This is a genomic window from Hydromonas duriensis (genome assembly GCF_004363775.1).
GTDB classification, from domain to species: Bacteria; Pseudomonadota; Gammaproteobacteria; order Burkholderiales; family Burkholderiaceae; genus Hydromonas; species Hydromonas duriensis.
On the sequence record NZ_SNZE01000046.1, the window covers coordinates 1 to 5,310 of the forward strand.

At 50.1% G+C, this 5,310-nt stretch carries 2 protein-coding genes; both read right to left on the bottom strand.

Features of this window, described 5'->3' with window-relative positions:
- A partial coding sequence (locus DFR44_RS10975) for a DUF6531 domain-containing protein (RefSeq protein ID WP_133621612.1) occupies nt 1-3,749 on the bottom strand: 3,749 nt, incomplete at its 3' end.
- A 13-nt stretch (nt 3,750-3,762) separates the two neighbouring features.
- Nucleotides 3,763-5,310 (bottom strand): DUF2345 domain-containing protein (locus DFR44_RS10980; protein WP_133621613.1); only part of this gene is annotated, 1,548 nt, incomplete at its 5' end.

Sequence of the window (5,310 nt, forward strand, 5' to 3'; positions counted from 1 at the left end):
ATATTGCCGCGCTCATCGTAGTCGTAATGCGTGCCGACGTATTCGCGCATCAAGTTATCAAGGATGCTGTTTGGCTTTTGCCATGTGGGTTGTGCGGACTGGGCTTGCAGTGGTTGATTTGGGTGCTCATTGGCCGTACTTGGGGCCACGGGTTGAACGTTGCCTGCGGGGTCGAAGGCGAATAGCTCTCGGCCTAAACTACCATTGGCCTCAAGCAAACGACCTACGGGGTCATAACGGTAGCTTAAGCCACCGCGACGTTGGTCGTTAATCCCTGTTAATTGACCGACTTGATCGTACTGATAAACACGGTGATTGAACGGGCTGGTTTTACCCAGCGCTTCGTCGTAGGCGATGAGTTGTTCTTTGAGGCGGCCTGCGGGGTCGTAGCTTTGCTGTTGGTTGAGGCGGTTCGCTTGCGTGCGCATAATTTCGCGGTGCAAGTCGTCGCGCTCAAAGCCAAGGGTTTCGCGTCCATCGAGCAGTATGCCGTGAACGTGACCGCTGCCGTAGGTCATCAGTTCAACTGTATGTCCATCAGGGCGAATGGTTTTAACTCGATTGCCGAGCGGGTCGTATTCGTGTCGCCAAATGGCGGTGTAGGCGGCATCTTTGAGTTTGTATTCTTGATGCTCTCGTTCAAGGTTGCCTGCGTCGTCGTAGAACCATTGCAGCTTACTGGCGGGATTGGTCGCCATGATGAGTCTGCCGTTGCCGTCGTAGTCAAATGTTTCGGTTTGTTTGTTGGTGATTGAGTTGTGTTCGCCTAGGGTTGCCATGGTGCGGCTGTTTAAACGCCCCATGGGGTCAAACTCAAACGCGGTGATGGTGTTGCCGTCGTTCATGCGTTCTAATACACCGTTGCTCTGTCCGTAATGATATTGTGTGGCTTTGCCATCAAAGCCAATCTCTTCTAGCAATCGACCTACGGGGTCATATTTGAAGTGGTAGGCTTTGTTGTTTTCGTTATCGAGACGAATCAGGCGACCGAGTTTGTCATAGGTGTAGGTCAGCTCGTTGCCCGCCGCGTCAATGCGCTCGGCGACTAACCCTGCAACGCTGTAGCGGTAGTTGGTTGGACGGTCTTTCGCGTCTGTGTGTGTGAGTAGTCGACCTTCGGCATCGTGCATGAAACGTTCTACAGTTTCATCTGGATGCGTAATCGATTCTAAATGCCCTGCGTTCTTGCCGATGTGGGTGTAGGTGTAGCTGGTGACCTCGCCTGCGGCGTTGGTTTGTTTAATTAAACGACCTCGGTTGTCGTATGACCATGTGGTGGTTTTACCAGAGCAGTCAGTAAACGCGGCCAGTTGACCTTTATCCGTGTAGGCGAGTTTTTTTACACCACCCTTGGCGTCGGTGATGAGGGTCGGTAGGTTAAGTTTGTTGTACTGGTAAGTGGTTTTATGACCCAAGGGGTCTGTTTCTTCTGTCAAGTTGCCACGTTGGTCATAGTCACGCCGCCAGATGTTGCCCTCGCCATCAGCGATGCCTGTGAGTTGATCTTTATCGTCGTATTCGAAATGGACTGTGGAGCCATCGCGGCGGGTATGTTTGGTTAAGTTGCTGCGTTTGTCATAAACGTAATGATCGGCGGTGCCATCGGGGTGTATGTGCTTCGTGATGTCTTTGGCGCGGTTGCGGAAGAACCATTCTTCGGTTTGGTCGGGGTAGATGATGCGGTAGGTGTAGCCCAAATCATCATACCAGTGCCATGTGGTGTCACCCAATGCGTTAACTACTAACGTCAGGCGGCTCTCAGGAATGTATTGCAATTGAGTATCAAAGCTGCCGTCGTCTGCCCATTCCCGTATGGCTTTGGCATACGCCGATGTGCCGTCATACTGAATGTTCATGCCACGACCTGTGCGGTCGGTGTAACGGGTTAACAGATGTTGGTTGTATTGGTATTGCCAATGATGGGCGTTTTCATCTTGGGCGAGGGTGAGGTCGCCTTCGAAATTGTATTGATAGCTTGATAATTGGCGATGTTGTTCACCGTCTATCAACTGCCACAGGGCAATGATCCGCTCTTGCCCATCCACTTGTGTCCGAATGTGCGCATCAATCTCATCGCCAACCTTACTGATGATGTCAGATAAAACGGTACGACCATTGATCGTGTGGTCATAGCGTAAACCAACAGTGCCCACATTTTTGATTTGTATGGATGTGAGTCTGTATGTGTCTTTTAAGTGCGGTACCGATTCGAATGTTTCCAATCGATTTTGCCCATGTTGTAAGGCAATCAGACCATCTGACACGCGAGTGATGGTGAAATCTTCGATGGGGTTGCGGTGGGCTTGCCCGAACTTTAAAATCGGGGCAGTGTGTTGGCGGCCATCCTCAGAAAAATAAACAAGCTCATTTTGTATCACTGCGATACGGGTCATGTAAGCATTCGTCCAACGAGCCCCCATCACGCTTTGATCGTATTGGGCATAGGCTGAACTGTAGGTGCGCACCCATTCGATGGGCAACACGTGACCAATACTAAAGTCCTCATGAAACACCCGTTCGACACCCATCGCAAAATTAATGTCACAGGTACTGCCTGTCGGTGCGCCATTTTTGCATCCTGCCATGCCTTGGGCTGGCGTTACACTGTTGCGCTTCTCTAAGGGACTTGGGTTAACATGACCATTGGCTTTGCCTGTAGTGTTCTTGGGCACAGTGCCTTTTCTGCCCAGTTTTTTCTGGGCAGCTCTGATTAAAATACGAATAAAATCTTTGATGTGTTTGGCAGCAACTTCGGTAATCTTATTGGCAGCCATCGCTCCTAAGCTGGTCAGAATCGCAATTTGAGCATCTAGCTTTGTTCTAAACTCTTTAGGCATTAACCCCACAACGGACTTGGCGGCAAGATTGGCTACGCGTTTGGCCTTATCAGTCACCACGTCATAAATATATGTCCAGCCGTTGCTCTCAACCTGTGTGGGGCGATAAGCCCGATCACGCGCACGAGCGCCTCGAATGCTCCCCACACTGGCTGCCTTGTAGTAGTTTTGACCGACATCAAATACTTCCCCCTTAATCAGCAATCGAGTCAAGGCCGTGCTGATGTTGGTCATGATTTTGGTTACTTTTGCAGCAACCGCTTTTAAGAACTCATCAATTTTTTCCTCTGCTTTTTCGACCAAGTCCGCAAATTCAGCGGTTAAGTGGCTGGCCAGACTGTCAGCTAAAACGGTGACAAGCGCCTCGCTGACATCTTTGCCGCCTTGACGGACAACATTCCGAACAGTAGCCATTGCTGGGCGCAAACTGGCTCTTGCAGCGGCTGTGCCAGGTGGAATAGGCACAACACCTAAGACGTCAATGCTCAAGTCAACCCAGTTAAAAACGTCTTCACGTGCCGATTCTGACTTAATGAGCAAGATAATGTCTGACAATGCATCAGCCAGGGACAATACATTGCCTAAAACGGGCAAACTTCTTGCTACGGTCATGAACCGTTCGTAATTGATGTAGCCACCTGAAATATCAATCAGCCACTCGTCGAACTCATTTTGAGCCAATCTCACATCAACGGTTTTAAAGACATGAATCGGAGCGATGACTGGGGGCTTGTAATTTATCTTTTGTATGTCGGCACCAACACGACCTAGCATATTATAGGCTTGAATCTTGTCGGGCATATTGTTGTTTTTGGAAACCCCTGAACCAATTCGATCCAACATGCTGCTGGTGTCATATGGATTGTCTTGTTGGAATTTTCGGGTGGGGTTATATAAGGGATTGTAGGGCATGACAAATCCTGTTTTATGCTTTAAAGGAGCGACCAACGGGCGTGGTGCTTGGATCGACTGCTTGAGAAGGCTGTGGTGCAGGTAGGCTTGAGACACGACCACCTAAGCTAGCAAGCAAGGGGCTGCCTGATGAGACCAAGGCTCCAGTTAGCGCACTCACACCGCCTTGCTTATAGGTTTGCGCCAAACCAATGCCTTGTTTTAACGCATTGATCGCATTATCCAATCCATTTCCCTGTCCCACTAGGCCGCTAATCATGCTGGCCGCTGAAGTTGCGGAATCGGCAATGGATGTCATTGCGACATTATCTCCTGCGGCATCAGTAGCGGCATCATCCTCTGGCCATTTATAATCTTTACGATAAGCATTGGCATCGTCATAAGGATTGCGCACTTCTTTACCAAATTTGACCTTAGCAGGTCCGACAGCCAAGCCTGCTACGCTTGCAAAACCTTTGGCATCCAATTTGCCTTTTTTCTTCTGCCCCAAGGCGTCGGTGACTTCATATTCTGCGTTCTTGAAATATTCAATGGCCTTGCTTGACTCATCAAGGTAAGTGTGAAATAACTCCAAATTACCCTTGCCCATTTGCTTAATCGGCAAGCTTGAGCCTTTAGACTTGGGACCAGGCATTAAGTGAGCGGCGGCATGTTCAACCCATCCACCCGCAGTGCCGTGTTCAATCCCACCACCACTCCATTTACTGTAACTGCCCCCACCGACAATCATGACTTCTTCTTTGCCAGTGATGGTGATTTTGTTGGCGGTGTGGGTGATGTTGAGTTTGGCCAGTACGTTGATCGAGTCTTTTAACGCTTTGATGTCGATGTCGCCCCCAGCCGCTACCAAACGCATCCCCGCTTTGTACACAAAGAAACGGATGGTCTCGACCGCGCTGGCTAAAAAGCTTTTGCCAACACTTAAACTGACGTGCTCACCACTGGTCATGGCGATGTGTTCACCACTCCACAGGTGGGTGGATTGAGGGGTGCTGGTTTCAATGCCTGCAGGCGAGCTGACGATGACGTGTGGTTCTTGTAGTTCGGGGAATGTGCCTGTTTTGGGGTCGGCTTGTCCTGAACCTTTAATCGCTTTGTTTTGTGCTTTGAGCGTGTCGTTGACGACTTTTTGGTCGGTCGATTTGTCATGGGCGCCGTGTTCAATGGCGACGTCACTCATGGATTCGTGTTGTTCTTGTGCCTTTTGTAGTTGTTCGGTGACTTCTTTTAAGTCGGTGATGTGCTGTGCAGCGTCGGGTCGCGCATCGGTACCGATATATAAACCTTGTTGGGCACGAACAGCGATGTGACCATCAGAGCGCAGCTCTGCACCCTGACCACGCGCCTCTTGTCGGCCTTTGTTGTTTTCAACGCGGGTGATGTAGCCTAGGCTTAAACTCGAGGATTGATGGTCGGATTTAAGCTGTGTCTGTATCTGGCCCTGAGTGTCGTCTAAAATGAGGTGATTACTCTTGCCCGCGCTTTGGTTGCCTGGGCTGAGTTCTCGACTGCGATAGCCTGATAAGGCATGGTTGTCTGGCAGTTGCCATGGTGGCAGGTT